Annotated in this window: 27 protein-coding genes; 22 read left to right on the forward strand and 5 right to left on the reverse strand. The window is 64.6% G+C overall.

What is annotated here, in order from left to right:
* Window positions 1-168 precede the first annotated feature (168 nt).
* The 13 genes from GPA27_RS07790 to GPA27_RS07850 all read left to right on the forward strand — a co-directional run bounded on the left by GPA27_RS07790 (window position 169) and on the right by GPA27_RS07850 (window position 11,002).
* On the forward strand, window positions 169-759 hold the full coding sequence (locus tag GPA27_RS07790; RefSeq protein WP_246260991.1) for a retropepsin-like aspartic protease family protein: 591 nt from the start codon (window positions 169-171) through the stop codon (window positions 757-759).
* A 90-nt stretch (window positions 760-849) separates the two neighbouring features.
* On the forward strand, window positions 850-1,389 hold the full coding sequence (locus tag GPA27_RS07795) for a CoA pyrophosphatase (RefSeq protein ID WP_256222840.1): 540 nt from the start codon (window positions 850-852) through the stop codon (window positions 1,387-1,389).
* A gap of 94 nt (window positions 1,390-1,483) precedes the next feature.
* Window positions 1,484-2,251 carry a 3-hydroxyacyl-CoA dehydrogenase gene (locus GPA27_RS07800; RefSeq protein WP_169139188.1) on the forward strand — a complete coding sequence of 256 codons (768 nt, stop codon included), beginning with the start codon at window positions 1,484-1,486 and terminating at the stop codon, window positions 2,249-2,251.
* Between the two features lie 178 nt (window positions 2,252-2,429).
* On the forward strand, window positions 2,430-4,910 hold the full coding sequence (locus GPA27_RS07805; RefSeq protein ID WP_169139246.1) for a heavy metal translocating P-type ATPase: 2,481 nt from the start codon (window positions 2,430-2,432) through the stop codon (window positions 4,908-4,910).
* Window positions 4,911-4,916: 6 nt separating this feature from the next.
* Entirely contained in the window at window positions 4,917-5,120 is a 204-nt protein-coding gene (ccoS, locus tag GPA27_RS07810; RefSeq protein WP_169139189.1) for a cbb3-type cytochrome oxidase assembly protein CcoS, read from the forward strand.
* A gap of 46 nt (window positions 5,121-5,166) precedes the next feature.
* Window positions 5,167-5,418 carry a hypothetical protein gene (locus GPA27_RS07815; RefSeq protein WP_169139190.1) on the forward strand — a complete coding sequence of 84 codons (252 nt, stop codon included), beginning with the start codon at window positions 5,167-5,169 and terminating at the stop codon, window positions 5,416-5,418.
* 91 nt (window positions 5,419-5,509) lie between these two features.
* Window positions 5,510-6,934, forward strand: a complete 1,425-nt coding sequence (ccoN, locus tag GPA27_RS07820; protein ID WP_169139192.1) for a cytochrome-c oxidase, cbb3-type subunit I — start codon at window positions 5,510-5,512, stop codon at window positions 6,932-6,934.
* A gap of 15 nt (window positions 6,935-6,949) precedes the next feature.
* Entirely contained in the window at window positions 6,950-7,582 is a 633-nt protein-coding gene (ccoO, locus tag GPA27_RS07825) for a cytochrome-c oxidase, cbb3-type subunit II (protein WP_169139194.1), read from the forward strand.
* A 17-nt stretch (window positions 7,583-7,599) separates the two neighbouring features.
* Window positions 7,600-7,779: a cbb3-type cytochrome oxidase subunit 3 gene (locus GPA27_RS07830; protein ID WP_169139196.1), complete on the forward strand. Its 180-nt coding sequence runs from the start codon at window positions 7,600-7,602 to the stop codon at window positions 7,777-7,779.
* Between the two features lie 2 nt (window positions 7,780-7,781).
* On the forward strand, window positions 7,782-8,687 hold the full coding sequence (gene ccoP / locus GPA27_RS07835) for a cytochrome-c oxidase, cbb3-type subunit III (protein WP_169139198.1): 906 nt from the start codon (window positions 7,782-7,784) through the stop codon (window positions 8,685-8,687).
* Window positions 8,688-8,784: 97 nt separating this feature from the next.
* Window positions 8,785-10,215 (forward strand): cytochrome c oxidase accessory protein CcoG, encoded by a 1,431-nt coding sequence (ccoG, locus tag GPA27_RS07840; RefSeq protein ID WP_169139200.1) that lies wholly within the window; start codon window positions 8,785-8,787, stop codon window positions 10,213-10,215.
* 14 nt (window positions 10,216-10,229) lie between these two features.
* Window positions 10,230-10,742, forward strand: a complete 513-nt coding sequence (locus GPA27_RS07845) for a FixH family protein (RefSeq protein ID WP_169139202.1) — start codon at window positions 10,230-10,232, stop codon at window positions 10,740-10,742.
* 23 nt (window positions 10,743-10,765) lie between these two features.
* Window positions 10,766-11,002: a hypothetical protein gene (locus tag GPA27_RS07850; protein ID WP_169139204.1), complete on the forward strand. Its 237-nt coding sequence runs from the start codon at window positions 10,766-10,768 to the stop codon at window positions 11,000-11,002.
* A 63-nt stretch (window positions 11,003-11,065) separates the two neighbouring features.
* Here the strand turns inward: GPA27_RS07850 and GPA27_RS07855 are convergent, their stop codons facing one another.
* The gene (locus GPA27_RS07855) at window positions 11,066-11,509 is read right to left on the reverse strand and encodes a universal stress protein (protein WP_169139206.1); all 444 of its coding nucleotides are present in this window, start codon (window positions 11,507-11,509) and stop codon (window positions 11,066-11,068) included.
* Window positions 11,510-11,654: 145 nt separating this feature from the next.
* Here GPA27_RS07855 and GPA27_RS07860 point away from each other — a divergent pair, with 145 nt between their 5' ends.
* A complete protein-coding gene (locus tag GPA27_RS07860; protein ID WP_169139208.1) occupies window positions 11,655-13,064 on the forward strand; it encodes an MBL fold metallo-hydrolase RNA specificity domain-containing protein in 1,410 nt (469 codons plus the stop codon).
* Window positions 13,065-13,095: 31 nt separating this feature from the next.
* Window positions 13,096-14,847 (forward strand): PHA/PHB synthase family protein, encoded by a 1,752-nt coding sequence (locus GPA27_RS07865; protein ID WP_373322739.1) that lies wholly within the window; start codon window positions 13,096-13,098, stop codon window positions 14,845-14,847.
* Window positions 14,848-14,974: 127 nt separating this feature from the next.
* Here the strand turns inward: GPA27_RS07865 and GPA27_RS07870 are convergent, their stop codons facing one another.
* A complete protein-coding gene (locus tag GPA27_RS07870) occupies window positions 14,975-15,661 on the reverse strand; it encodes a Crp/Fnr family transcriptional regulator (protein ID WP_169139210.1) in 687 nt (228 codons plus the stop codon).
* A gap of 103 nt (window positions 15,662-15,764) precedes the next feature.
* Here GPA27_RS07870 and GPA27_RS07875 point away from each other — a divergent pair, with 103 nt between their 5' ends.
* From GPA27_RS07875 to GPA27_RS07885, 3 genes are read left to right on the forward strand one after another with little or no spacing between them, the layout of a single operon-like run.
* The gene (locus tag GPA27_RS07875; protein WP_169139212.1) at window positions 15,765-16,988 is read left to right on the forward strand and encodes an NnrS family protein; all 1,224 of its coding nucleotides are present in this window, start codon (window positions 15,765-15,767) and stop codon (window positions 16,986-16,988) included.
* 5 nt (window positions 16,989-16,993) lie between these two features.
* Window positions 16,994-17,392, forward strand: a complete 399-nt coding sequence (locus GPA27_RS07880) for a SirB2 family protein (protein WP_169139214.1) — start codon at window positions 16,994-16,996, stop codon at window positions 17,390-17,392.
* A complete protein-coding gene (locus GPA27_RS07885; RefSeq protein WP_169139216.1) occupies window positions 17,389-17,919 on the forward strand; it encodes a hemerythrin domain-containing protein in 531 nt (176 codons plus the stop codon). The genes GPA27_RS07880 and GPA27_RS07885 overlap by 4 nt, the downstream gene beginning before the upstream one ends.
* A 45-nt stretch (window positions 17,920-17,964) precedes the next feature.
* On the opposite strand, the gene fnr is transcribed toward GPA27_RS07885, so the two are convergent.
* Window positions 17,965-18,705: a fumarate/nitrate reduction transcriptional regulator Fnr gene (gene fnr, locus GPA27_RS07890; protein ID WP_169139250.1), complete on the reverse strand. Its 741-nt coding sequence runs from the start codon at window positions 18,703-18,705 to the stop codon at window positions 17,965-17,967.
* Between the two features lie 133 nt (window positions 18,706-18,838).
* Between fnr and hemN the strand changes: the two genes are divergently transcribed.
* The gene (gene hemN, locus GPA27_RS07895) at window positions 18,839-20,230 is read left to right on the forward strand and encodes an oxygen-independent coproporphyrinogen III oxidase (protein WP_169139218.1); all 1,392 of its coding nucleotides are present in this window, start codon (window positions 18,839-18,841) and stop codon (window positions 20,228-20,230) included.
* A 131-nt stretch (window positions 20,231-20,361) separates the two neighbouring features.
* Window positions 20,362-21,069: a sulfite exporter TauE/SafE family protein gene (locus GPA27_RS07900; RefSeq protein ID WP_169139220.1), complete on the forward strand. Its 708-nt coding sequence runs from the start codon at window positions 20,362-20,364 to the stop codon at window positions 21,067-21,069.
* Window positions 21,070-21,075: 6 nt separating this feature from the next.
* On the opposite strand, the gene GPA27_RS07905 is transcribed toward GPA27_RS07900, so the two are convergent.
* Window positions 21,076-21,531, reverse strand: coding sequence for a MerR family transcriptional regulator (locus tag GPA27_RS07905; RefSeq protein WP_169139222.1), 456 nt, complete (start codon window positions 21,529-21,531; stop codon window positions 21,076-21,078).
* Window positions 21,532-21,661: 130 nt separating this feature from the next.
* Here GPA27_RS07905 and GPA27_RS07910 point away from each other — a divergent pair, with 130 nt between their 5' ends.
* Both GPA27_RS07910 and GPA27_RS07915 read left to right on the forward strand, forming a co-directional pair.
* Entirely contained in the window at window positions 21,662-24,043 is a 2,382-nt protein-coding gene (locus GPA27_RS07910; RefSeq protein ID WP_211164886.1) for a heavy metal translocating P-type ATPase, read from the forward strand.
* A 24-nt stretch (window positions 24,044-24,067) separates the two neighbouring features.
* Window positions 24,068-24,277: a heavy-metal-associated domain-containing protein gene (locus tag GPA27_RS07915; RefSeq protein ID WP_169139226.1), complete on the forward strand. Its 210-nt coding sequence runs from the start codon at window positions 24,068-24,070 to the stop codon at window positions 24,275-24,277.
* A 15-nt stretch (window positions 24,278-24,292) separates the two neighbouring features.
* Here GPA27_RS07915 and GPA27_RS07920 read toward each other — a convergent pair whose 3' ends face one another.
* The gene (locus GPA27_RS07920) at window positions 24,293-24,583 is read right to left on the reverse strand and encodes an energy transducer TonB (protein WP_169139228.1); all 291 of its coding nucleotides are present in this window, start codon (window positions 24,581-24,583) and stop codon (window positions 24,293-24,295) included.
* Window positions 24,584-25,113 lie beyond the last annotated feature (530 nt).

A 25,113-nucleotide genomic window follows, 5' to 3' on the forward strand; every position in this document is an offset into this window, starting at 1 on the left:
TGGCAGGTCGGGTGCGGAACAGGTACGCTTTTCCGCCGCGCGGCGGGGCATGTCTGCTTTTGGGCTCGGGAAGCGGTTTCGTCCGGAAGGTGAATGATGAGTCGGATTTTCAGATTGCTGCAGTTATTGTCATCAGTTGCGATTGCTGCGAGCAGCGGGGCCTTAGCGATGGCTGCAGAGATCGAAGTCGTCGGGCTCTTCGGAAGGAAGGCGGTGCTGGTCGTCGACGGCGGCGCGCCGCGTACACTTGCAGTGGGTGAGCAGACTCGTGACGGACTGCGTCTGGTCGAGGTGACCGACGGTGCGGCAACGGTCGAGATCGGCGGAAAACGGCAGAAAGTGGCACTGGGCGCAGGCCCGGTCCGCAGCGCTCCGGGCGAGCAGGGGGGCGCCGCGGCGGTCAGTCTGGTTGCGGACGTGCGCGGTCATCATTTTTCCAGCGGCAGCATCAACGGCGCGTCGGTCCGTTTCCTCGTGGATACGGGGGCGAGCATGGTCTCGATGGGGGCATCGGACGCGCGTCGCGCCGGGATCGACTTTCGCAAGGGCGTGGGGGGCGTGAGCCAGACGGCGAGCGGCCCGGCGCGGGTATGGAAGGTGAGGCTCGATACGGTGCGCGTCGGCGACGTCACGTTGCACGGCGTCGACGGGCTGATTCACGAGAACGACCTTCCGTTCGTGCTGCTCGGGATGAGCTTCCTCAGTCGCATGGATATGCAGCGGGAAGGCGATCGGCTGACGCTGCGCAAACGGTTCTGAGAGGTGGGCGTGACAGAGAAGGAAGGCGTGCGTTCGGGGGAATTCCGGGATGCGGAGTGGCTGCGTCGGCAGTTCACGGAGGCGCGGCCGATCGAACCGGTGCACGAGGATGGCAGCCCGTCGGTGACGAGCCTGAGGCCGGCGGCGGTGCTGGTGCCGGTCGTTGCGCGCGCGGAGGCGCTGACCGTGCTGCTGACGCGTCGCACCGACCATCTGCATCATCATCCCGGACAGATCAGTTTTCCTGGCGGAAGGGTGGAAGAGACCGACGTTTCGGCGGTGATGACGGCGCTGCGCGAGACGGAAGAAGAGATCGGACTCGATCCCGATTGCGTCGAGTTGCTCGGCGAACTGCCGGAATACCGGACCGGCACGGGATTTCGCATCACGCCGGTGGTCGGGCTGGTGCACCCGCCGTTCGATCTGTCGCTCGACAGTTTCGAGGTCGCCGAGGCTTTCGAGGTGCCGTTGTCGCATTTTCTCGATCCGGCCAGGCACCAGAAGCATCAGGCGGAGTACCAGGGAAGGATGCGCGAGTACTACGCGATGCCTTACGGCGATTACTTCATCTGGGGGGCGACCGCGGGAATCCTCGTTTCCCTGTACAGGTTTCTGGGCGAGGGCAGGTAGTGCGACCGGCGGCTGGAGTTGACGTTGACGTCAACTGCAATTATTTTGCGCCTTCGTGTCGCCGCATGTGGACGGCGATGGAGAGGAGTTCGGCATGAAGATCGAAAACAGCGTATTCGTGGTGACCGGGGGCGGCTCCGGTCTTGGTGCGGCAACGGCGCGCATGCTCGCGGCGGCCGGCGGCAGGGTGGTGCTGGCCGATGTGAACCGTGAAGGGGGAGAAGCCCTCGCGAAGGAGCTCGGCGCGAACGTCGTGTTTGCACAGACCGATGTGACGAGCGAGGACAGCGCCCGGGCGGCGATCGAGCGTGCCGTGTCCGAATTCGGCGGGCTGCACGGGCTCGTCAACTGCGCCGGTATCGCTCCGGCGGAAAAGGTCCTGGGCCGCGAGGCACCCCACCGCCTCGAGTCCTTTGCCCGCACCATCAACGTCAACCTGATCGGCAGCTTCAACATGATGCGGCTGGCTGCGGACGTGATGAGCAAGGCGGCTCCGAACGAAGAGGGCGAACGTGGTGTGATCGTCAGCACCGCCTCGGTCGCCGCCTACGACGGCCAGATCGGCCAGGCCGCCTATGCGGCGTCGAAGGCGGGGGTCGTCGGACTCACGCTGCCGGTCGCGCGCGAGCTTGCCCGCTTCGGCATCCGGGTCATGACGATCGCGCCGGGGATCATGGAGACGCCGATGCTGATGGGCATGCCGCAGGAAGTGCAGGACTCCCTCGGCAAGACCGTCCCGTTCCCGTCGCGCATGGGACGTCCGTCCGAGTACGCGGCGCTCGTTCGCCACATCGTGGAAAACGCCTACCTGAACGGCGAGACGATCCGCCTGGATGGTGCGATCCGCATGACCGCGAAGTAAGTCGCCTTCCGGTCTTTCTGGCCGGAGCAGGGGGCGCCGATTGCGGCCGCCCCCGCGTTCTTGCGGGAGCCGGGATGGGGCGTTGGTCGAGATCGGGGAAGTGTGCTAAAAGTGCGTTCCTTCCAGTCTCATGCTGCGCTGCAGCGGCTGCATGCCCGGCCCCCTTCCGCCCGTCCCGATGACTTCGTCCGAAATTGCCGTCCCTGATTCATCTCCTGACGAGGAGTGCTACCACTGCGGACTGCCCGTCCCGCCACAGACCCGCCACTTCGTTGCGATCGACGGCGTCGAGCGGCGGATGTGCTGCGTGGGCTGCGAGGCCGTCGCGCGCTCGATCGTCGATAACGGGCTCAGTGATTACTACCGGCACCGCGACGCGATGCCGGAACCGCAAAAGGAGGCCCTGCCGGCGGAATTGCAGGAGCTCGGCCTGTTCGACCATCCGGACTTCCAGAAGAGCTTCGTCGAACCGGTCGGCGAGCACGAGCGGGAGGCGTCGCTGATCCTCGAGGGGATCACCTGTGCAGCCTGTGTCTGGCTGAACGAGCAGCATGTCTCGCGCCAGCCGGGCGTGTCGTTGGTCGACATCAATTACGCCACGCGTCGCGCGCGGGTACGCTGGGATGAGCGCCGCACGCGCCTGTCGGACATCCTTGCGGCCATTCAGGCGATCGGTTACCGCGCCTATCCCTACGATGCGGAGCGTTCCGAGCAGATCGCGCAACGCGAACGTCGCTCGATGCTGTGGCGCGTGTTCGTTGCCGGCTTCGGCATGATGCAGGTGATGATGTACGCCTTCCCGGCGTACCTCGCCGGTGACGGCGACCTGACGCCCGACATCGAACTGCTGATGCGCTGGGCGAGCCTCGTGCTGACCCTGCCTGTGGTCCTGTATTCGGCCGCGCCGTTCTTCCGGCGCGCACTGCGCGACGTCAGGCTGCGTCGTCTGGGCATGGACGTGCCGGTTGCGCTGGGGGTGGGCAGCGCATTCGTCGCAAGCGTCTGGGCAACGTTGACGGCGCGCGGCGAGGTGTATTTCGACTCGGTGACGATGTTCGTGTTCTTCCTGCTCTGCGGGCGCTACCTCGAAATGGTCGCGCGGCAGAAGGCCGTGCGCGGTGTGGAAGAACTCGGCAAGGTATTGCCGGCTTTCGCCGAACGGCTTTCCCGCTGGCCGTCCCTCACCGGCGAGCGGGTTCCCGTATCCCAGCTCGTGGTGGGCGACATCCTGCGCGTTCGTCCGGGCGAGGTCGTTCCGGCTGACGGCGTCGTCATCGACGGGCTGAGCGATGCCAACGAGGCCCTGCTCACCGGGGAGAGCCTGCCGGTGCCCAAGTCGGTCGGCAGCGAGGTGACGGGCGGGAGCATCAACATCTCCAGCCCGCTTGCAATCCGGGTGGAGCAGACAGGCGATTCGACCCGGCTGGCGGCAATCCGGCGGCTGATGGAGCGTGCGGCGAGCGAGAAACCGGAGATCGCCCGGCAGTCCGACAAGGTTGCCGTCGTTTTCATCATTGCCTTGCTGGTCCTGGCGAGCATCACGGGCGTCGTCTGGTACTTCGTGGATCCGTCGCGGGCCCTGTGGGTGTTCGTGTCGGTGCTGGTGGTGGCGTGTCCGTGCGCGCTGTCGCTCGCCACGCCGGTTGCGCTCACCGTCGCGACAGACACGCTGGCGCGGATGGGCGTGCTTGTGACCCGCGGTCACGCAATCGAGACGCTGGCGAACGCGAACCATTTCGTCTTCGACAAGACCGGTACCCTGACACTTGGGCGCCTGACACTTGAGGAAACGCTGCCGCTCGCCGATCTCGATGTCCGGCAGTTAGGGGCGATCGCAGGGGCACTGGAACAGTCGTCCGAGCACCCGGTCGCCCGGGCCCTGCGCCGCTCGAGCGACGATGCGGAGCTCCCCGTAGCCCGGAACCTCGAGTCGGAAACGGGCCAGGGGGTCACCGGGACGGTGAATGGCGAATCGTACTGGCTGGGACGTCCCGATTTCGTGGCCGGGAATCTGGGCTGCGATTTGCCGTCTAAATTTGAAGATCTGTCCGGACGCGGGGGCACCATCGTTGCGTTGGGCGGGCGGGGGCGCTGGCTGGGGCTCTTCCGCTTGGCCGACGTGCCGCGCCCCGAGGCCGGTCAGCTGGCCGCGAAGCTGGCAGCTGAGGGAATCCGCACGAGCGTGCTGAGTGGTGATGCACCGTCGGTCGCGAGCTCGATCGCGGCGCGCTTGGGACTGAATGACGCGCATGGCGGGATGACGCCGCAGGGCAAGCGTGACTTTATTGCCGCGCTGCAGCGTGATCCGTCGGCGGTGGTGGCGATGGTCGGTGACGGGGTCAATGACGCGCCGGTGCTCGCCCAGGCCCATGTTTCGGTAGCGATGGGGGGAGGGACCGAGCTCGCCCGCAACCAGGGTGACATCGTGCTGTTGAGCGAGAACCTCGCAGGTCTGGGGCGGGGCGTGGACCTCGCCCGGCGTACCCTGAAGGTCATCCGGCAGAACCTGTGGTGGTCCTTCGCCTACAATTTCACGTCCGTCCCGCTCGCAATGGCGGGATTGGTCACGCCCTGGATGGCGGGGATAGGCATGGCAGGAAGTTCGCTGCTCGTCGTGCTAAATGCCCTACGCCTGCAGGGTTATCGCCGGGTAAGTTGACTGCTCATGGAAAGTCTTTACATTCTCGTGCCGCTCTCGGTGGTGCTGGTGTTCGTGATCGGCGTGATCTTCTGGTGGTCGCTGCGCTCGGGCCAGTACGATGACATGGAAGGTCCCGCCTATCGCATGCTGATGGACGACCGTGACCAGCCCGAAGGCCCGAAGCAGAAACAATCCGATGACACTCCCTCGCAGGTCAGGAAGCAGTGATCCACGCGATGGGGAAACGCCTTCTCCGCGCGTCGCGAGGGGTTTGTTGACCTACGTCAACGCCCCGGAGAACGAGGATTGGCATACTTTTCTTACGGTTTTCGAGATTGGTGCGTCGCGATTCGATCGCGCCAGTCTGGTAAGGAATTTTTGTCTCTCTGTTGGGGTTGGGGGTGCGCTTGATGCGCACCCTTTTTTTTTGCCCGATGGCATGGGCTATGATGCGGTAATTAAAACCATGCTGGCAACAGGTATTTTTTGTAATTGGGTATTTTCACCCACTACTGCAGTGCAATAGAATGTCGGCCGTTGTCACGAGTCCGTGGCGAGCCGTTGCACATGCTCTCCCGGACTGGTGCTGAAGTTTTCTTCATCTCAAGGGGAGTTCCATGCAATCGCAGGCGACTTATAACTACAACGTCGTCCGCCAGTTCTCCATCATGACCGTGGTATGGGGAGTGGTGGGCATGCTGGTGGGGGTGATCGTCGCGGCACAGCTTGTCTGGCCCGAGCTCAATCTGGGCGAGTGGCTGCATTTCGGCAGGCTGCGCCCACTCCACACGAACGCCGTGATCTTTGCCTTCGGCGGCTGTGCATTGTTCGCGACTTCGTATTTCGTCGTGCAGCGGACATGCCACACGCCGCTGTTCGCGCCCGGGCTGGCGACTTTCACGTTCTGGGGCTGGCAACTGGTGATCGTGCTGGCGGCGATTTCCCTGCCGCTGGGCTTGACGTCCGGTAAGGAGTACGCCGAGCTCGAGTGGCCGATCGATATCCTGATCGCTGTCGTGTGGGTGTCCTACGCGATCGTGTTCTTCGGCACGATCGCGAAGCGCAAGACCAGCCACATCTACGTTGCGAACTGGTTCTTCGGCGGCTTCATCCTCACGGTTGCACTGCTCCACATCGTCAACAGCGCCGCGATGCCGGTCAGCCTGACGAAGTCCTACTCCGCCTATGCCGGCGTGCAGGACGCGATGATCCAGTGGTGGTATGGCCACAATGCGGTGGGTTTCTTCCTGACCGCGGGCTTCCTCGGGATGATGTACTACTTCGTGCCCAAGCAGGCCGAGCGTCCGGTGTATTCCTATCGCCTGTCGGTGGTGCACTTCTGGGCGCTGATCTTCACCTACATGTGGGCGGGTCCGCACCACCTGCACTACACGGCGCTGCCGGACTGGACTCAGTCCGTGGGCATGATCTTCTCGCTGATCCTGCTGGCGCCGTCGTGGGGCGGCATGATCAACGGCGTGATGACGCTCTCGGGCGCCTGGCACAAGCTGCGTACCGATCCGATCCTGAAGTTCCTGATCACCGCGCTGTCCTTCTACGGCATGTCGACCTTCGAGGGGCCGATGATGTCGATCAAGACGGTCAATGCCCTGTCGCACTACACGGACTGGACCGTCGGTCACGTGCATTCGGGCGCGCTCGGGTGGGTTGCGATGATCTCGATCGGTTCGATGTATTACCTGATCCCGCGGATGTACGGCAAGACCCAGATGTACTCGGTCGGGCTGATCAACACCCACTTCTGGATCGCGACGATCGGCATCGTGCTGTATATCGCCTCGATGTGGATCGCCGGTGTGATGCAGGGGCTGATGTGGCGCGCCACCAACCCGGACGGCACGCTGACGTATTCCTTCGTCGAGAGCGTGAAGGCGAGCTATCCGTTCTGGGCGATCCGCCTGCTCGGCGGTGTCCTGTTCCTGACCGGCATGCTCATCATGTTCTACAACATGGTCAAGACGATGGCGGGCGAGAAGGCGTATGAGGCGCCCGTGGTCGCTCCTGCTGCCGCCCACGCTTAATCGGAGAGACAGGACATGGCTCAATCGAAACATGAATTCATCGAGCGCAGCGTCGGCTGGCTGATCGTGCTGACCCTTTTGACGGTCAGCGTCGGCGGTCTCGTCGAGATCGTTCCGCTGTTCTTCCAGAAGACCACGACGACCGCGATCGACCGCACCGGCAAGCCGCTCAACGTCAAGCCGTATGAACCGCTGCGTCTGGTGGGGCGCGACATCTATGTGCGTGAAGGCTGCTACAACTGCCACTCGCAGATGATCCGTCCCTTCCGCGCGGAAACCGAGCGTTACGGCCACTACTCGGTCGCGGGTGAATACATCTACGACCGTCCGTTCCAGTGGGGTTCGAAGCGTACCGGTCCGGACCTCGCGCGTGTCGGTGGCCGTTATTCGGACGAATGGCACCGCGTGCATCTGGTTAACCCGCGCGATGTCGTGCCGGAATCGAACATGCCCGCGTTCCCGTGGCTGCAGCGGCCGGTCAAGGCCGACGACATCGAGGACAAGATGCGCGCGCTTCAGACGCTGGGGCACCCCTACACCGCCGAGGAAATCGCCGGTGCGCGGGCCGCGCTCGAAGGCAAGTCGGAAATGGACGCCATCGTTGCCTACCTCCAGGGATTGGGCATCGTACTGTCGAACTTTAAGTAAGAACAAGGAGAAGCGCCGTGGATATCAACGATCTCCGGTCCCTGGTCACCGTGCTCGGCCTGGCCTGTTTCGTCGCCATCTGCATATGGGCATACAGCAGGAGCGCACGGGCAGGCTTCGAGGAGGCGGCGCGACTTCCCTTCACCGATGATGATGCGCCGGCCCTCTCCGGGGGACGGCACAGCAAGGAAGGATAAAAATGGCTGACTTTATTAGCGGCTTCTGGAACGCGTACGTGATGGGCCTGGTGGGCCTGAGCCTGCTGTTCTGTCTGTTCGTGCTCATGTCGAACAACAAGCGGGAAACCGGTCCGGTCGAACTCCACGGCCATGTGTGGGACGAGAACCTCGCTGAATACAACAACCCGCTGCCGCGCTGGTGGTTGTACCTCTTCTGGATCACGCTGATCTTTGCCGTGGTGTATCTGGTGATGTATCCGGGCTTCGGCAATACGAAGGGCGTGCTGGGCTGGAGCGCTGTCGGTCAGTACGAGACCGAAATGCGCAAGGCCGAAGAGCGTTACGCCCCGATCTTTGCCAAATACCAGGGCATGGAAGTGGCCGCTGTGGCGGCTGACGACGAGGCGCGCGGCGCCGGCAAGCGGCTGTTCGTGACCTACTGCGCCCAGTGCCACGGGGCGGATGCTCGCGGTGCGAAGGGCTTCCCGAACCTGACCGACAGGGTCTGGAACTGGGGTGGCGAAGCCGAGACGATCAAGACCACGATCACCGGCGGGCGCATGGGCATGATGCCGCCGTTCGGGCCCGTGTTGGGGCCTGAGGGGGTCAAGGACGTGGTGAGCTACGTGCGTTCGCTGTCGGGTCTTGCCCATGATTCGCTGCGCGCCCAGCGCGGGGCGGAGCTGTTCCAGCAGAACTGCGTCGCTTGCCACGGCCCCGAGGCGAAGGGAACCCAGGCGATGGGCGCTCCGAACCTCACCGACGGCGACTGGTTGTACGGTTCGACGGAAGCGGTCATGACGGAGACGGTGCAAAACGGTCGTACCAACCGCATGCCCGGCTTCGGGGAGTTCCTCGGCGAGGCGAAGGTCCATCTGCTGGCGTCGTATGTGTATGGCCTCTCGAACCAACCGGCCGCCAAGTAAGTCGAAGATCTGAATTTGCTGCACTGCTGCTTAGTCCCCGGGGTTCGCCCCGGGGAAAATTCTTGCCAGTAAATTAGAAGATACGGATATAGCGATAATGAGCGATCCGGTACGGGTGCGCGTGGTTCCGAAATCGCAGCTTCGGGAAGAGCAAGGCGACGAGCTGTATGCGTCCAGGCAGAAGATTCATGTCCGGTCGGTGAAGGGCGTCTTTGCAAACTGGCGTTGGGCCCTCGTCTGGCTGACCCAGATTCTCTATTACGGCCTGCCGTGGCTGACCTGGAACGACAGGCAAGCGGTTCTGTTCCATCTCACCGAGCGCAAGTTCTACGTGTTCGGCTGGGTCTTCTGGCCGCAGGACGTGTTCTATCTGGCGATTCTGCTCATCATCTCCGCCTACGCGCTGTTCTTCTTCACTGCGATCGCCGGTCGTCTCTGGTGCGGATACGCCTGTCCGCAAACGGTCTACACCGAAATCTTCATGTGGGTCGAGGAGAAGATCGAGGGCGATCACAACAAGCGCCGCAAGCTCGAGGCGGCGCCAATGGATGCGCGGAAATTCGGTTTGCGCGCGGCCAAGTTCTCGGCTTGGGGGCTGTTTTCGCTGTGGACCGGTTTCACGCTCGTCGCCTATTTCACTCCGGTCGAGGAGCTCCTGCAGTCCGCCCGGACTTTCGGCTTCGGACCGTGGGAAATCTTCTGGATCCTGTTCTACGGCAGTTTCACTTACCTGTTCGCGGGTGTGCTGCGCGAGCAGGTGTGTAAGTACATGTGCCCCTATGCGCGCTTCCAGAGCGTCATGTTCGACCCGGATACGCTCGTCGTGACCTATGACGAGGAACGCGGGGAACCGCGCGGCAGCCGCCGCAAGGGCGTGGAGCCACGCAGCGTCGGGGTAGGGGATTGCATCGACTGCGGCATCTGTGTCCAGGTGTGCCCCACAGGTATCGACATCCGCGAGGGGCTCCAGTACGAGTGCATCGGCTGCGGCGCCTGCATCGATGGGTGTGATCAGGTGATGGACAAGATGGGTTATCCGCGCGGGTTGATCCGTTATTCGACCGAGAACGCGCTGCGCCGTCATTGGGGCCGGAGCGAGATCGTGCGGCACGTGCTGCGCCCCCGCACCCTGATCTACGGCGGGGTACTGGTCCTGATCCTGCTGGCGACGGTCTGGAGTCTGGCAACGCGATCGGACCTGCGGGTGGACGTGATCCGCGATCGCGCGACGCTGGGGCGCGAAGTCGCGGGCGGGCTGATCGAGAACGTCTATCAGTTGCGCATCATGAACATGCAGGAAGTCACCCGCCCGGTCGTCGTGCGTGTGTCCGGCCTCGAGGGAATCCGCCTGGAAGGGCCGCAGCAGTTCGAGATCCAGCCAGCGATGACCGAATCGGTGACGGTGCAGGTGCAGGTTCCACCCGAGGCGGCGACGCCCGGCAGCCACGAGATCGTTTTCGAGATCGGCGTCCCGGGCGACTCCGGCGTGGCCGTCCGCGAACGCACGACTTTCCTTCTTCCGCGCTAATCAGGAGCAAACGCATGAGCAGTGCAAATATGCACAAGACGGTGGAACCTTGGTATCGGCAGGGCTGGCCGTGGTTCCTGATCGCCATCCCCGCAATAGCAGTGGTTGCAGGGATGATTACCTTGTGGCTTGCCGTGAGCACTTGGGACGGGCTGGTCGTAGACGACTATTACCAAGAGGGCAAAGCGATCGAAAAGACGATCGCTCGCTCGCAGAGGGCCGCCGAACTGGGATTGATGGCTGACGTCAGGCTGCGCGCAGAGGAAGTGACGCTCGATCTCTCTTCTGCGGCCAACGCTCCGTTGCCGCCGACCGTGGTGCTGACGATTTCCCATCCGACACGCGGCGGAATGGATCAGGTGGTCGTGCTGAAACGCCGTGATGGCGTGTTTGTGGCACCGCTTGCGCCGCTGTCTGCCGGACGGTGGCTGCTGCAGGTGGAGGACGAATCGCGCGGCTGGCGCATGAACGGGTCGGCGAACGTTCCTGCCGATGCGGTGATCCGCATCGTTCCCGCCAAGTCCTGACCGTTGCCATGCAGGGGAATGCGATGCTGAGATGGATTCAGGTGCTGTGGCCGTCCTTTCTGGTGGCCGGTCTTGCCGAGGCGGTCTTCTTCACGGTGATCGATCCGCAGGAGCTCTACCTCTTCGGCGAACCCGTGCATTACTCGCTCACGGCGACATATTCGATCGGCTTCTTCGGCTTCTGGCTGGTGGGCGCCGCGTCCAGTCTGCTGACGTTGTTCTTTCAGCGCAGCGCCGCGGAGATCAACCGGAAAGCGTAACATGGACATCGGGCAGCGATCCTCCGCTGCCCGATGCGCATGGAGCAACCGATCGGCCGCGGGTCAGCGGTAAACGAGTACGGGGGTCTTGCTGTGGGTGAGAACCTTCTGCGTCTCGCTTCCCAGGAGCAGGCCGGCGATGCCGCGGCGCCCGTGCGACGCCATGAAGATCAGGTCGCAGCCGTGGCGCTCGGCGGCGTCGATGACCGCTTCATAAGGTACCTCGTTGACGATCGTGTCGGTGTCGGATGCGACGCCAGCCGCATCCGCTGCGCTCTTCGCCGCGTCGAGGATGCGTTTCGCTTCGTCGGCGGCTGCTTTGCTGAACTGTTCCGGCGTGGTGGGATCGATCAGCGCTCCTTCCCCGTATATAGGCATGGGAAAGTCAGGCTGTGCGTAGAAGAACGTGATGCGCGCACCGGCGTCCTTCGCGAAGGACACGGCACGTGCCACCGTGCTCTCGGAAAGCGGAGAGCCATCGGTGGGGACCAGTATGTGCTTGAACATCGTGCATCTCCCAATGTTTTGCAAGGACGGGTCGATTATAGCCAGCCCGCTTGTGCGAAAGCGAAGGTAATGATGTCGGGCTGTTGATTCCCGACAAGCTTCGTCGCGGTCGCGTCAGGCAGTCAATGGTCATCTCGGAGGTCGCATGGAACTGACATTTTTCGGCGCTGCCGGGGAAGTTACCGGCTCCTGTGCGCGTCTGAAGTATGACGGCAGCGCGTTTCTCGTCGACTGCGGCCTGTTCCAGGGCGGACGGGATGCGGATCGGAAGAATTTGCGGGCGCTCGATTTCGATCTGCGCGGAATCGATTTCGTGCTCCTGACGCATGCCCACCTGGATCACTCCGGTCTCGTTCCGCGGCTGGTATCGCTCGGTTACAAGGGAAAGATCTACGCCACGGCGGCGACCGTCGACCTCTTGGGCGTGATGCTGCTCGACTCGGCGCACATCATGGAAAAGGAGGCGGAGTGGATCAACCGGGGCAATCGTCAGCGGAATCTGCGTCGCGGTTACGAGGCGGCGCCGCTCTATACGGTCAACCAGGCGCGCGCGAGCCTGGCGAGCCTGCGCAAGGTGTCCTACGGCGAGGAGCTTCAACCACACCCGGGCGTCCGCTGCCGCTTCCATGACGCGGGGCACATCCTCGGGTCGGCGGTGATCGAACTCGACATCGAATCGGGCGGTGCCGTGCGGAGGGTGGTGTTCAGCGGCGATCTCGGGCAGCCGACCCGACCGGTGCTTCGCGACCCCACCCCCGTGCCGGAGGCCGACTTCCTCGTCGTCGAGTCGACCTACGGCAATCGCGCTCACCGGGCCATGGCCGAAACCGAGAAGGAACTGCTCGCGGTCCTGCACGACACGCTGGAGCGCAGGAAAGGCAACGTCATCATTCCCGCGTTCGCGGTCGGCCGCACGCAGGAGATGCTGTTCGTGCTTGCAAGCCTCGTGCGTCAGGGCAAGTTGGATGCGCTGGATGTCGTCGTCGATTCGCCCATGGCTTCAGCGGTAACGGAGCTTACGCTGCGTTACGACGAACTGTGGGACGACGAGACGCGCGAGTTGCTGCAATGGATTCGCGCGCACGGCGAGCGCATGCGCCTGAGGTTCGTGCAGGATGTGGAGGAGTCGAAGGCGCTGAACAACGAGCGCTCGGGACTGGTGATCATCTCGGCAAGTGGCATGTGCGAGGCCGGTCGCATCAAGCATCACCTGCGCTACAACATCGACCGCAGCGAATGCAGTGTCGTCATCTGCGGTTTCCAGGCAGCAGGTACGCTGGGCCGGCGACTGGTCGACGGTGCTCGCGCGGTCACCCTGTTCGGCGAGCGAGTGCCGGTGCGAGCGGCGATCCACACGATCGGCGGGCTGTCCGCCCATGCCGACCAGCCGGCCCTGCTGGCCTGGCTGTCGAATTTCGTGCGCCCGCCGCGGCATACCTTCGTCGTGCATGGCGAACAGGAATCCGCATCTGCGCTGGCCGATGCGATCGATGAGCGGCTCGGCTGGGCGCATGTCACGGTTCCGCTTGCAGGGCGCTGCTATAGTCTGACCTGAGTGTCATCGCGAAGCGCGGGAGCGTCGAGGAATGAAGAACGGTACGACTACCAGGAAGCACGGCGCGGGCGATTCCCCGCGGTCCGTCAAGCGGGCGCTGCGAGAGATCCACGACAACGTCGAAGGAAGTCTCGACCCGCTGGGGATGGCGGCACCCATCGTGCATGCCCAGCTTGCGTGGCTATCCCATCCCCAGGAACTCGCAGAGCGCATGGTCGAGCTCTCGAGCGATTTGTGGCGTCTGCAATGGCACTCTGCCTGCCGCGCGATGGGGCTGGCCAGCAAGGATCCGGTAGTTCCCAATGCAGACGATGAGCGGTTTGCCGATCCGGTGTGGTCCGATTCGGCGACGTGGGACCTGACGAAGGAGTGGTACCTCGCATTCACCCACCACATGCAGGACATGCTCTTCGACACGCCGGGGCTGTCGAGCAAGGAGCGGCGCCGTGCCGCGTTCTGGTGGCGCAAGTGGCTCAACGCCGTGGCGCCGACCAATTTCTTCTGGACGAACCCGGTCGCCATCCGCAAGGCCATCGAGACGAAGGGCGAGAGTCTCGCCAACGGCGCACGGAACATGCTCGCCGACCTCGAGGCGGGCGAGATCCGCCTGAGCAGTCCGGGCGATTTCAAGGTGGGCGTGACACTAGGCACGACCGAGGGATCGGTCGTCTTCCGCAACCGTCTGCTCGAGGTGATTCACTACGCGCCGACGCAGCCGAAGACGCACGCGGAACCGGTCGTGATCGTCACGCCCTGGATCAACAAGTACTACATCCTCGACCTCACGCCGAAGAAGAGCATGGTCCGCTACCTGCTGGATCAGGGGCTGGACGTGTTCATCACGAGCTGGAAAAACCCCGACGAGGCGATGCGCGACGTCGCCTTCGACAGCTATCTCGAGGAAGGCGTCCATGCCACCGTCGAAACGGCACGCAGCTTCACCGGTGCGCCGAAGGTGCATGCGGTCGGTTACTGCATCGGCGGCACCGCCCTGGCGATGTACATGGCATGGGCGAACCGCCGCTTCGGTGCCGATGAGGTGCCGGTGGCCGACTGGACCCTATTCACCACCCTGGTCGACTTCCATCGTCCGGGCGACATCGAGGTGTTCATCGATGGTGCGAGCGTCCGCTTCCTGTCGGAAAACATGGCACGCAAGGGCTTCCTCGAAGGCAAGGAAATGGCTTCCGCCTTCCGCCTGCTCCGCTCCAACAGCCTGATCTGGCACTACGTCGTGCACGGCTGGCTGTATGGCGAGGCGCCTGCGCCCTTCGACGTGCTGTACTGGAACATGGACGCCACGCGCATGCCCTATGCGATGCATTCGTGGTACCTGCGCGAACTCTATCTCGAGAATCGCCTGATCGAAGTGGATGGGCTGACGATATCGGGGCAGCCCATCGATCTGTCGCGCATCGTGCAGCCGCTGTATGCCGTCGCCGCCGAAGACGATCATATCGCCCCATGGGAGCAGGCGTATCGCATCAACAACCTCGTCACGGGGCCGCGTCGTTTCGTGCTGTCGAGCTCGGGCCACATCCTCGGCATCGTCAATCCGCCGGTGAGTCCGCCGAAGCGCAAGTATTGGGCGGCGGCGGCGCGGCGCACGGACAAGGCGGACGACTGGCGCAAGCACGCGGAAGCGCATGACGGCAGCTGGTGGAACGACTGGATGGCCTGGCTCAAGCCGCGTTGCGGCGAGCTCGTCGAGGCCCGCCCGGCCGCGTCCGCGGCATTTCCCGAACTGGCAAAGGCGCCCGGACGGTACGTCCTCGAGCGCTGATCCGTCCTCAGGTCAGGGGCTCGATCCAGCGGCGGATCGGGGCGGCTTCGCCCGATTGACCCCTGTCAAGGTCACCCGGGGCCTGCACACCGAGAATCCCCCTGCAAACCCTGCCAATGGGTGCCGGTCAGCCTTGGTGGCGGGCCAGGCGGGCGGGGTCCAGCAGGGAGATGTGTTTGCCGTGTACCGTGATGAGTCCCGCTTCGGACAGGTCGTGAAAGATGCGCGACAGCGTTTCGGGCGTCAGATTGAGCCGCGAGGCGATGACCTGCTTGCTGGTCGGCAGGGCGATGTTGCAGGCGACTCCGCTTTCGCTGTCGACCTGCTGCAGCAGGTAGCCGATCACGCGCTGCATGCTCGAGCGCAGGGAATAGGTTTCGACGTCCTGGATCATGCCGTGCAGGCGGATTGCCATGCCGACAAGGAGTTTGCGCGCAAATCCCGGATCCTGGTCGATAAGCTCGGATACCACCGCCTGACCGATGTGCAGCAGGTGCGTCGACGTGAGGGCTTCGGCGAAAACCGGGTAGGGGCGGTTGAGGAACATCACCGCCTCGCCGAAGGTGTGCATCGGGCTGATGATCTCGACCACCTTTTCGTTGCCCTGTGCCGACGAGACCGCGAGCTTCATCTGACCCGAGGCGACATAGTAGAAACCATGCACGGGATCGCCGCGCTGGAACAGTATTTCGCCCTTCTCGAGATGGCGTTCGCGGGTGAAGCGGGCAACACGGTCGATCTCCTCTGCGGTCAGTTCGCTGAAGAAAGAAACCTGGCGCAGTGCGGTGGGAATATCGACTGGATGGTTGGGCATCTCGGACTCCGTGGAGAAACTCGTGCATTTTAACCCGCAACCCGGCACGGGCCGCGATCCGGCGTCCCGCAGACTGTCTCCGCTGGGGGCAACAGGAGGCAAGATGCAGGGGCACGCGAAGCCGGTTCCGCCCTCATTCATGCTGTTTGTCGCACCGCACCGGACATTGTTCCTGTCCGGCGCGGTGATGCTGCTCGTGAGCTTTGCGATGTGGGCAGCGGAACTCGGCGCCCGGGTCGGACTGCTGCCGGCGATCGGCTGGGTGTTCCCGCCGGGCTGGATGCACGCCCTGCTCGTGACGAGCGGCGTGTTTCCGTTCTTCATGTTCGGCTTCCTCCTCACCGCCATGCCGCGCTGGCAGGGCTATGACGAGATCGACGCAGGACGCTGGCTCTGGTCCTGGCGTCTGCTGGCGGCAGGGTGGGCGCTGGCCATCGTCGGCATGGTCGTGCCCGGTGTCGCCGTCCCGGGCCTCGTACTGGTGTTTCTCGGATGGGGCGGGATGCAGCGCATCCTGTGGCAGGTCGCGCATCACGGTGACCTCGAGGCGCTGCATGCCCGCCTCGTGTGCTATGCGATGATCGCCGGAATGGTCGCCGTGCTCGCCTGGCTCGGCTTTGCGCTGAGCGGCAACCCGGTCTGGGCGCGTATCGCAATCGAGATCGCGGTGTTCTGCTCGCTGCTGCCGGTGTTCTTCGGCGTGTGCCACCGTATGGTGCCGTTCTTTTCGAGCAGCGTGATCCCGGCCTACGTGATGGTGCGTCCCCTGTGGGTACTGGTGCTGGTCGTCGGCGGCAGCGTCCTGCACGCTGCGCTCGACGTGGCGGGATTGCTGTCGCTGCGCTGGATCGTCGACGCTCCCGCCGCCTTTGCGGCCCTGTGGCTGTCGCGGCAGTGGAGGCCGGTACCGGCCATGAAGGTGCCGCTGCTGGGAATGCTGCACATCGGTTTTCTCTGGCTCGGAATCGCGCTGACGCTCTTCGCCATCCAAGGGTTTGCGTCCCTGCTGGGTTACGCCGTGCTGGGGATGGCGCCGCTGCATGCGCTGGGCGTCGGATTCTTCGGGTCCGTCCTGATGGCGATGGTGTCGCGCGTCACCCTCGGACACTCGGGACGCAAGCTCTCTGCGGATCGCCTGACCTGGGTGCTGTTTCTCGGTCTCGAAGCGGTCGTCGTTGTGCGCATTGCCGCGGAACTCGTCCCTGCGGGCTGGTCGGCATTTGTCATGCTGCTGGCCGTGCTCGGCTGGCTGGGCGTGTTCGGCGCGTGGGCGTCGCGCTACCTGCCGATCTACTGGCGTCCGCGCAGCGATGGACGCCCGGGCTGAGCAAGATGTACCTGTCGATCAAGCACCTGCACGTCCTGTGCGCGGTCCTGAGCATCAGCGGATTCGTGCTCCAGGGCGTCTGGATGATGCGGCGCAGTCCGCTGCTCGATCACCGGATTACACGCATACTGCCGCACCTCATCGATACCGTGTTTCTCGGCAGCGCGATCACGCTCGCGACCATGAGCGGCCAGTACCCCTTCGTCGCGCCGTGGGTCACGGCAAAGGTCGTCGCGCTTGTCGTCTATATTCTTCTCGGCGCGACCGCGCTGCGCTGGGGGCGCACCATGCGCGTCCGCGTGCTGGCGCTGCTCGCGGCACTGCTAACCTTTTCATGGATCGTGTCGGTGGCTCTGAGCAAGAACCCGGCAGGATTCCTCGCATTTTCCGGAGTGTTCCGATGACCGATTCGCTGATCCCTTCATCCCCGGGTTTCGAGACGCCTCTGGAGATGCTCGAAGCCTGCCACGAGCGCCTGCAGGCGCAACTCGCGACCCTCGCCCGGCTTGCCGCCTGGCTGCCCGAGCATGGTCCGGACAAGCAGGCGCAGCAGGCGGCAGTCAACGTGATGCGCTACTTCGACATCGCTGCCGTGAAGCATCATCAGGACGAGGAGGACGACCTCTTCCCCGTCCTGCGGGCGCGTGCCGATGACGCCAGGCGCGCCGAACTCGGCACGCTCATCGACTGGATCCTGGCCGACCACCAGAGGCTCTTTGCCGGCTGGGCGCGGATGCGGGCGCGGCTCGAGCGCATCGCCGGCGGCGAAAACGCCGATCTGTCGCCTGCGGATGTCGAGGAGTTTGCCGACGCCTACCGTCGTCACATCCAGCGCGAGGAGGGCGAACTGCTACCGATCGCTCGCGGTCTGCTTTCCGAGGAGGATATTGCCGTCCTGTCGGGAACAATGACCGCGCGGCGGCGTCAATAGCGGACGACGCGGGCGGATCGGCCGGACGAAGGGGGAGGGATCCCCTCAGGAGCGCGGCGAAGGGTGCTGGATCAGCCGCTTCAGGCCGATGATGTCGAGGATTCGGATGTGCTTCTGTTGCACCGCGATCAGGCCCTCGTCCTGGAACTTCGAAAAGGCGCGTGAGACTGTTTCGAGCTTCAGGCCCAGATAGGAACCGATTTCCTCGCGGGTCATGCGGAGGTGGAACTCCGCCGGAGAGAAGCCGCGCGCCGTGAAACGCTGGGACATGTTGAGCAGGAAGGCCGCCAGGCGCTCTTCAGCGCGCATGGAACCGAGGAGGGTCATCACGCCATGGTCGCGCACGATTTCGCGGCTCATCACCTTGTGGAACTGCAGCTGCAGCCCCTCCACCACGCGCGACAGCTCTTCGAGCTTGCTGTAAGCGATCACGCAGACCTCGCTGTCCTCCAGCGCGATCGCGTTGCACGAATGGGTTTCGGTGCTGATGCCGTCGAGGCCCAGCATCTCGCCGGTCATCTGGAAGCCGGTCACCTGTTCGCGCCCGTCCTCGAGCAGCACGTCGGTCTTGAACGACCCGGCGCGGATCGCGTAGATCGCTTCGAAGGGATCGCCCGCGCGATACAGATTCTGCTGCCGCTTGATCTTGCGACGCGCGCCGACGAGTTCGTCGAGACGGTCGATTTCCGATTCCGCCATCCCGAACGGCAGGCACAGCTCGACCAGATTGCACTGGGAGCATGCGACCTTCAGACTCGCAACTGTAATCGGCACCGTCGCCTTCATTTGCACGATAATATTGTTCCTTCTACGTCGACCGAGAAGTGGCAGGCGCCCGGCGGAATGGACCGTTGATCCACGTCAACCACGAAACTGCAGCTTTTTGAGATCGTACGGAATGCACTCAAGCGATACAACCATGACCAGTCAGAAAGATCTCGTGTTCGACCAGCAGCTGATTCGTCGGTTCGACATCAACGGGCCGCGTTACACGTCCTACCCGACGGCCGATCGCTTCGTCGAAGCGTTCGATGCCCGTGCTTTGCGGGACTGGCTGGCGCAACGCGGTGTTGGGGGCGTGAGTAAACCGCTCTCATTATACTTCCACATCCCGTTCTGTAACACGATCTGCTACTACTGCGCCTGCAACAAGATCATCACCAAGGATCATGCGCGCTCGGCCAAGTACCTGAAATATCTCGACAAGGAAATCGAGATGCAGGCTGCCGCACTGGGCGGCAGCCATCAGGTGACGCAGCTGCACCTCGGCGGGGGTACGCCGACCTTCCTGTCGCACGACGAACTGCGCCAGCTCATGGATTCGGTGCGCAAGCGCTTCACGCTGGTGCCGAACGGCGAGTACTCGATCGAGGTCGACCCGCGCAAGGTTGATTTCGACACCGTGAAGCTGCTCGCCGACCTCGGCTTCAACCGCATGAGTGTCGGGGTGCAGGACTTCAACGAGGACGTGCAGGAGGCGGTCAACCGCATCCAGAGCTACGACGAGACCAAGCTCGTCATCGACGCAGCCCGTGCCACCGGCTTCAAGTCGATCAGCATGGACCTGATCTACGGCCTGCCGCGCCAGAACATCATCAGCTTCAACCGCACGCTCGAGCAGGTGCTGGAGCTGTCGCCCGATCGCATCTCCCTGTACAGCTACGCGCACCTGCCGGGCCTGTTCAAACCGCAGCGACGCATCGCGATCAACGACATGCCGACGTCGGACACCAAGCTGCAGATCCTGCAGCTGGCGATCCGCCGCCTGACCGAGGCGGGCTACGTCTATATCGGCATGGACCACTTCGCGAAGCCGGATGACGAGCTGACGATCGCCCAGCGCCAGGGGCGGCTGCACCGGAATTTCCAGGGCTATTCGACGCAGGCCGAGTGCGACCTGCTGGCGTTCGGGGTCTCGGCGATCGGCAAGATCGGCCCGGTGTACGCGCAGAACGTGAAGACGCTCGACGAGTACTACGACGCCCTCGATCGCGACGAGCTGCCCGTCCTGCGCGGCATCGAGCTTACCGCCGACGACCTGCTGCGCCGTTCGATCATCCAGGCCCTGATGTGCCACTTCGAGCTGTCGATCGACTCGATCGAGATCGCGCACCTGATCAAGTTCGACGAATACTTTGCCGACGAACTCGAGGACCTGAAGGCGATGGAAGAAGCCGGCCTGCTGAAGGTCAGCGACAAGTGGATCAGCGTGCTGCCCCCCGGGCGTCTGCTGGTGCGCGGCATCGCGATGGTGTTCGACCGCTACCTGCGTTCCGACCGCGAGCGCGCGCGCTATTCGAAGGTCATCTGAGCCGCTCCGGCAGCTCGCGGCCGCGGGCTGTACCGGCCGGGAGAAGGTGATACAGTGCGGGCGTCCTCGGGCGCCCGCGTTGTTTTTTCGCGTCGCGACCCCGGGTTTCTCCCGTCTTGCCGTCTATTGCCATGCCTGAAACCGGTTACATCGCAGCCTTCCTGATCGGCCTTCTGGGAGGCACGCACTGCGTCAGCATGTGCGGTGGTATCGTCGGCGCGCTCACCGTGAACATGCCGGGCCGGGCCGGACGTCAGTGGCCGGTGCATCTCGCCTACAACCTCGGCAGGATCTCGACCTACACGATGCTGGGCGGGGCGCTCGGTGCCCTCGGCACGGTCGGGATGCTGTTCTCGGACATCCTTCCGGTGCAGATGGGCCTTTATGTGCTCGCGAACCTGATGCTCGTCGCCCTGGGGCTGTACCTGACCGGCTTTACCCGGCTCCTTGCGCCGGTGGAGCGGGCGGGCTTGATTCTGTGGAAGCGCGTGCAGCCCTACACCGCGCGCTTCATCCCCGCCCGTTCGGTCGGGCAGGCCCTGCCGCTGGGGCTGTTGTGGGGATTCCTGCCCTGCGGCCTTGTCTACAGCGTGCTGACGACGGCGCTCGTGACTGGTTCGGCCGGGCGCGGGGCGGGGCTGATGCTGGCCTTCGGGCTCGGCACGCTGCCGAACCTGATGCTCGCGGGCATGGTGTTCAAGCGCTTCCGCGACATCACGCGCAATCGACGCGTGCGATTCGTCGCCGGGATGCTGGTGCTGGGGTTCGGCGTGTTCGGGCTGTTTCATGCGCCCAGCCTCGGCGGCGCCCTCTGGCGCGGCGTCGTGTGCGAGGTCTGAGCGTCGTCAGGGTGCCTGCCTGGCGGACCGGGTGCGAGCCTTGCCCTGCGGCGCGGGCGGCGGCTCGGGGCTGTTCGCCAGCGCGTGCAGAATCGGGCAGGGGGCGGGCGCCTCGGTATGCTCGCAACAGCTCACGAGTCCCTGCAGCGCGCTGCGCATCTCCGTCAGTTGGCGGATACGGGATTCGACGTCAGCGATCTTGGACTGCGCGAACGCACGTGCCCGCTCGCGGTCTGTCTCTTCGTCGAGCGCAAGCAGGTCGGCGACCTCGTCGAGGCTGAAGCCGAGCGACTGGGCGCGACGGATAAAACGCAGGCGGGCGAGTTCGTCGTTGCCGTAAACGCGAAACGCGCCCTTGTGTGCGCCGTTTGGCGACAGCAGTCCACGGCGCTGGTAGTAGCGCACCGTCTCGACGCCGACTCCGGCCGATTTCGCCAACGCACCGATCGTGAGGTCGTTCATGGGGTTGACTCCGTACTCGGGTACGGGGTCTAGACTGCCATCAAGCGTTCCGTTCCGCAATCGGCGACCGGAATGCGCGGATCGCGGATAGGCCGAATGGAGTGGGAAGATGAGTGCACCCGAAACAACAATGAAAAGTCCTACCCTGGAACTGCCGGTTTCCGGAATGACCTGCGCCGCGTGCGCAGCACGGATCGAGAAGGTGCTGAACCGGCTGCCCGGTGTCGATGCATCGGTCAATCTTGCTGCGGAAAAGGCGCGTGTGCGTTTCATGGATCCGGCGAGCGGCCCCGAGCAGGTGATCGCCGCGATTCGCAAGGCGGGTTTCGACGTGCCGCAGGCTACGATGGAACTGGGCATTACCGGCATGACCTGCGCGGCGTGCGCGACGCGTCTGGAGAAGGTGCTCAATCGGCTTCCGGGCGTCGATGCGACGGTGAATTTCGCGACCGAGCGCGCGACACTGCGTTACCAGCCGGGCCTCGTCGTGCCTGAGGCCATTCGCGAAGCAGTGCGCCGCGCGGGCTTCGCGGGTGTCGAGACGGGCGTTGCCGCGCGCGAGCAGCAGCGCCTGCAGCAGGAACAGGCGTGGAAGCGCGAGATGCAGCGCTTCTGGATCGCGGTCCTGCTCACCTTGCCGCTGTTGGCGCAGATGCCCCTGATGTTCGGCGGACAGTCGGCAGGTGCGCATGAACTCGTCCCCCGCTGGATACAGTTGCTGCTCGCCACCCCGGTACAGTTCTGGATCGGCGCGCGCTTCTACCGCGGCGCATGGTCCGCTCTGCGCGGCGGCGGCGCCAATATGGACGTGCTGGTGGTGCTCGGCACGTCGATGGCGTGGATCTACAGCACGGTGGTGACGCTGCTTGGCCGTCACGATCTGCACGTGTATTACGAAGCGTCGGCGACGATCATCACGCTGATCCTGCTCGGCAAGTTGCTCGAGGCGCGTGCGAAGGCGCGCACGACGGCGGCACTCGACGCCCTGTTGCGCCTGCAGCCGAAACTCGCGTTCGTCGAACGCGACGGGGAGATCGTATCCGTCCCCGTCGAGACGCTGCAGCCGGACGACCGCTTCGTCGTGCGCCCCGGCGACGCGATCCCGGTGGACGGCGAGGTCGAGGCGGGCGAGTCCGCGATCAACGAGGCGATGCTGACCGGAGAAAGCATGCCGGTCGACAAGCGCCCCGGGGACCGGATCTTTGCCGCGACCCTGAATGGCCAGGGGGTCTTGCGCTGCCGGGCGACCGGGGTCGGAGCGCACACGCTGCTGGCAGGAATCATCCGCATGGTCGAGCAGGCCCAAGGCTCGAAAGCTCCGGTGCAGCGGCTTGCGGACCGCATCGCGGCCGTGTTCGTGCCGGTCGTCGTGGTGATCGCGGCGCTCACTTTCGTCGGATGGTGGTGGTTGGCAGGGGATTTTGCGCAGGCATTGATCAGTTCGGTCGCGGTGCTGGTGATCGCATGTCCCTGTGCGCTCGGGCTGGCCACCCCGACTGCGATCATGGTCGGCACGGGGCAGGGCGCGCGGGCAGGCATGCTCGTCAAGAATGCCGAGGCGCTCGAGTTGGCCGAAAAGATCCGCGTACTCGCGGTCGACAAGACAGGCACGCTGACCGAAGGCTCGCCCGAGGTGAGCGACGTGATTCCCGCGGCCGGCAGGAGTCGCGAGGAGTTGCTCGCGATCGCGGGCGCCCTCGAAGCGACGAGCGCTCACCCGATCGCCGCTGCGATCGTCCGTGCCGCACGCGAATCGGGAGCGGCGCTACCCGGCGCTGCGGACGTCATTGCCGTGGCGGGCAAGGGGCTTGCGGGGCGTGTCGACGGACGCGACGTGGTGGTCGGCACACCGGCGTTTCTCGATGAGCGGCACGTGGCGGTGGATGTTGCTGCCTGCGAGCGGACTGCAGCGGGGGGAATGACCCTCGTGGCCGTGGGTGTCGACGGCGTGTTTGCAGGCGTCATCGGCGTGGCGGACCGCGTCCGCGCCGATTCGGCCGCCGCGGTCGCTCGCCTCAAGGCGCGCGGCGTGCGGGTGGTGATGCTGACCGGCGATCACCCGGCAACGGCCGCGGCAATCGCGGCACAGACCGGCATCGAGGACTGGCGTGCCGGGGTGATGCCGGGGGACAAGGCCGCGGCAGTGAAGGCGCTTGCCGGCCACGGACGAGTCGGGATGGCTGGGGACGGCATCAATGACGCGCCGGCGCTGGCGGCGGCCGACGTTTCGTTTGCGATCGGCGTCGGTGCCGACGTCGCGGTCGAGGCCGCGGACATCACGCTGGTGAGGAACAGCCTGCACGGGGTTGCCGACGCGATCGATCTGTCGCGGGCGACGCTGTCGAAGATCCGGCAGAATCTGTTCTTCGCCTTCGTCTACAACGTGCTGGGCATTCCGCTGGCGGCATTGGGGCTGCTCAATCCCGTGATTGCCGCGGCGGCGATGGCAATGAGTTCGGTTTCGGTGATCACCAATTCGCTGCTGTTGCGACGCTGGGCGCCGGACCGCTGAACCGATTTCTCGGGAGAAAATGAAATGGTGGAAGTGACGATCAAGGTCGAGGACATGAGCTGTGGCGGGTGCGTGCGCAACGTGACCACCGTTCTCAAGGCCCTGCCGGGCGTGAGCGATGCCCAGGTGTCGCTCGAAGCGGGCCAGGCCGTGGTCCGGTACGATCCGGCGAAAGTGTCCGTCGAGGCGATGCGCGCGGCGGTGGAGGATGCCGGCTTCGGTTGCCCTGCCTGACCACGCCTGGCTGGGTCAGTCGTCGAGGCGGAAGGCGATGGGCACCAGAAGCGAACTGTCGATGGGCGTGTCGCCCTGGCGTGCCGGTACGAACCGCCATGACCGCACGGTTTCCAGCGCCGCGTCATCCAGCCGCGGATGTCCGCTGCTGTGGGCGATTTCGACGGCTTCCGCACGTCCGTCGGCGCGAACGCGCACCCGCAAGGTGACCTTCCCTTGTTCGCCGCGGCGTCGGGACAGCTTCGGATATTGCGGAGCAGGGTTGTCGAGATAGGCGGCGTCGTATCTCGATGCGTGGAACGACATTCCTGCCCCCGGCGCAGTCGCTGCCGACGCCGGCGCGACGCTTGCTGGCGCAGGGGGTTCGGGCGCGGCGGGGGCGTTTGGAATTCCGCCCGGATGCTGCGGTTCTTCATGCGTCTGCGGTGAGTGGGTTTCGGGCGTGGTGCGTCCGCTGGCAAGGGCGGGCGCTTCCGCGGGAGGCGGGTGGCCGGCAGGAGGCTCCTTCCGGCGTCCTCGGGTCCGCGCGGGCGGCGGGGCGCTCTGCTGTCGTGCGGGGACGGCTGCATGCGTGTCGGGAGCTTCGTGCGGATCGGGCGACGCGACGGCGGCGTCGGGTCGGGGCCGGGCATCGGGCGCAAGCAGGCGGATGCTGATTGCCGCTGTGTCCGCCGGTTGCGGTACCTGATGCGCATCTCCGCCCAGGCCCGAGAGCGCGGCCAGTCCGGCCGCGTGTGCGCCGGCGACCGCAGCCAGCCATCCCCAATGGATCGCACGCAGCCCATGCTTCGGGTGGCGCGATGGTGGCGAGGCCGTGGGGGGCGTTGCGTCTGTCT

This window comes from Aromatoleum toluolicum (assembly GCF_012911005.2).
Classification (GTDB): domain Bacteria; phylum Pseudomonadota; class Gammaproteobacteria; order Burkholderiales; family Rhodocyclaceae; genus Aromatoleum; species Aromatoleum toluolicum.

Bases quoted from the DNA above. Each gene is read 5' to 3' on its own strand.
- GPA27_RS07790 (WP_246260991.1), top strand. From the start codon at position 169: ATGGCTGCAGAGATCGAAGTCGTCGGGCTCTTCGGAAGGAAGGCGGTG.
- GPA27_RS07800 (WP_169139188.1), top strand. From the start codon at position 1,484: ATGAAGATCGAAAACAGCGTATTCGTGGTGACCGGGGGCGGCTCCGGT.
- GPA27_RS07805 (WP_169139246.1), top strand. From the start codon at position 2,430: ATGACTTCGTCCGAAATTGCCGTCCCTGATTCATCTCCTGACGAGGAG.
- ccoS (WP_169139189.1), top strand. From the start codon at position 4,917: ATGGAAAGTCTTTACATTCTCGTGCCGCTCTCGGTGGTGCTGGTGTTC.
- ccoN (WP_169139192.1), top strand. From the start codon at position 5,510: ATGCAATCGCAGGCGACTTATAACTACAACGTCGTCCGCCAGTTCTCC.
- ccoO (WP_169139194.1), top strand. From the start codon at position 6,950: ATGGCTCAATCGAAACATGAATTCATCGAGCGCAGCGTCGGCTGGCTG.
- ccoP (WP_169139198.1), top strand. From the start codon at position 7,782: ATGGCTGACTTTATTAGCGGCTTCTGGAACGCGTACGTGATGGGCCTG.
- ccoG (WP_169139200.1), top strand. From the start codon at position 8,785: ATGAGCGATCCGGTACGGGTGCGCGTGGTTCCGAAATCGCAGCTTCGG.
- GPA27_RS07845 (WP_169139202.1), top strand. From the start codon at position 10,230: ATGAGCAGTGCAAATATGCACAAGACGGTGGAACCTTGGTATCGGCAG.
- GPA27_RS07850 (WP_169139204.1), top strand. From the start codon at position 10,766: ATGCTGAGATGGATTCAGGTGCTGTGGCCGTCCTTTCTGGTGGCCGGT.
- GPA27_RS07855 (WP_169139206.1), bottom strand. From the start codon at position 11,509: ATGTTCAAGCACATACTGGTCCCCACCGATGGCTCTCCGCTTTCCGAG.
- GPA27_RS07860 (WP_169139208.1), top strand. From the start codon at position 11,655: ATGGAACTGACATTTTTCGGCGCTGCCGGGGAAGTTACCGGCTCCTGT.
- GPA27_RS07865 (WP_373322739.1), top strand. From the start codon at position 13,096: ATGAAGAACGGTACGACTACCAGGAAGCACGGCGCGGGCGATTCCCCG.
- GPA27_RS07870 (WP_169139210.1), bottom strand. From the start codon at position 15,661: ATGCCCAACCATCCAGTCGATATTCCCACCGCACTGCGCCAGGTTTCT.
- GPA27_RS07875 (WP_169139212.1), top strand. From the start codon at position 15,765: ATGCAGGGGCACGCGAAGCCGGTTCCGCCCTCATTCATGCTGTTTGTC.
- GPA27_RS07880 (WP_169139214.1), top strand. From the start codon at position 16,994: ATGTACCTGTCGATCAAGCACCTGCACGTCCTGTGCGCGGTCCTGAGC.
- GPA27_RS07885 (WP_169139216.1), top strand. From the start codon at position 17,389: ATGACCGATTCGCTGATCCCTTCATCCCCGGGTTTCGAGACGCCTCTG.
- fnr (WP_169139250.1), bottom strand. From the start codon at position 18,705: ATGAAGGCGACGGTGCCGATTACAGTTGCGAGTCTGAAGGTCGCATGC.
- hemN (WP_169139218.1), top strand. From the start codon at position 18,839: ATGACCAGTCAGAAAGATCTCGTGTTCGACCAGCAGCTGATTCGTCGG.
- GPA27_RS07900 (WP_169139220.1), top strand. From the start codon at position 20,362: ATGCCTGAAACCGGTTACATCGCAGCCTTCCTGATCGGCCTTCTGGGA.
- GPA27_RS07905 (WP_169139222.1), bottom strand. From the start codon at position 21,531: ATGAACGACCTCACGATCGGTGCGTTGGCGAAATCGGCCGGAGTCGGC.
- GPA27_RS07910 (WP_211164886.1), top strand. From the start codon at position 21,662: ATGAAAAGTCCTACCCTGGAACTGCCGGTTTCCGGAATGACCTGCGCC.
- GPA27_RS07915 (WP_169139226.1), top strand. From the start codon at position 24,068: ATGGTGGAAGTGACGATCAAGGTCGAGGACATGAGCTGTGGCGGGTGC.
- GPA27_RS07920 (WP_169139228.1), bottom strand. From the start codon at position 24,583: ATGTCGTTCCACGCATCGAGATACGACGCCGCCTATCTCGACAACCCT.